At 70.5% G+C, this 1,239-nt stretch carries 1 protein-coding gene; it reads right to left on the reverse strand.

Annotation, left to right across the window (positions count from 1 at the left end):
* Positions 1 to 1,158, reverse strand: a 1,158-nt coding sequence (locus IFT82_RS20285; RefSeq protein ID WP_244647037.1) for a CHASE3 domain-containing protein, incomplete at its 3' end; no start/stop codon positions are given.
* Positions 1,159 to 1,239 lie beyond the last annotated feature (81 nt).

The raw sequence follows: 1,239 nt of genomic DNA on the forward strand, positions 1-1,239 counted from the left end.
CGTGGCGATCGCCTGATCGGCGCGCTCCACCGTCCGCGTCGCCGCCACCGCCGACGCCCGCAGCCGGCCGTCCATCTGCGTGACCGATGCAGCGGTCTGCTCCAGCGAGGCGGCATTGCTTTCGGTACGGCGTGCCAGGTCTTCGGAGGCCTGCGCGATCTCGCCGGAGCCGGTGCGGATCGCGGTCGCGCTTTCCGACACCGAGCCGATCAGGTCATGCAGCCGGACCAGCGCTTCGTTGAAGTTCGTCCGGAGCGCGGCATAGTCCTCGGGGAAGTCCGCGGTGATCCGCGCGGTCAGGTCGCCATCGGACAGCCGGGCCAGCTGCGTCGACACCGTGTCGACCACCAGCTTCTGTGCGACCTCGGCCTGCGCCTTGGCGGCATCGGCGGCCTGCTTGGCGATCGCCGCATCCTGGAACACCGACACCGCCCGCGCCATCGCGCCCAGCTCGTCGCCCCGGTCGGTGGCGGGCACGGTGACGTCGGTGCGGCCCGTCGCCAGTTCGCCCATCGTCCGGGTCAAGGCCGTCACCGGGCGCGAGATCGCCCGGGCCAGCAGCACCGCCAGCATCACCGCCAGTCCGATCAGCAGGATGCCGCCGACCGCCATCGCGGTGAAGCCCATCGCAATGGCGCCTTCCTGACGGGCGGCGTTGCGCGCGATCGCGCTCGTCTCGGCATCGCGGATCGCGCGCAGCGGCAGCACCGCCGCGCTCACCAGCACCGCCTTGCCGGCGCCGCGCACCTCGTCCTCCGCCGCGGCCCGCGCCCCGCCCTTCACCCGGGCGATCAGCCGGTCGCCCCAGTCGCGCCGCCAGGCCAGCGTCTCGCGCCGCGAGGTCAGCAGCGCGTCGCGTTCCGCCCCGGTCAGCACCGTCGCCAGTCCGGCGGCGGTCGCATCATATTCGACCCGCGCCTCCTCGTAGGATTTCAGATAGGTCGGGTCCGCCGTCACCAGATAGCCGCGCAACTGGCTGTTCTGGCGCAGCAGCGACGTCTCCAGCGTCTGCGCACGGGCGTAGAGCGACTGGCTGGTGTTGCTCTCCACCGTCGCCTCCCGGATCGCGGTGAAGTTGGTGTACAACACCACCATCATCGCCAGTGCCGCTGCACAGATCAGCAGGAACGACAGGCCCAGTTTGCGGGATATGCTCATCGCCGTCAGCATCGGCATCGCCTAACTCGAAGAAAGAAACATCACGGCAAAAGGGGGCGCAAGCGCCCCCCTCCGCCCTCA

The sequence above is a fragment of the Sphingomonas sp. CFBP 8760 genome (genome assembly GCF_014841615.1).
GTDB lineage: Bacteria > Pseudomonadota > Alphaproteobacteria > Sphingomonadales > Sphingomonadaceae > Sphingomonas.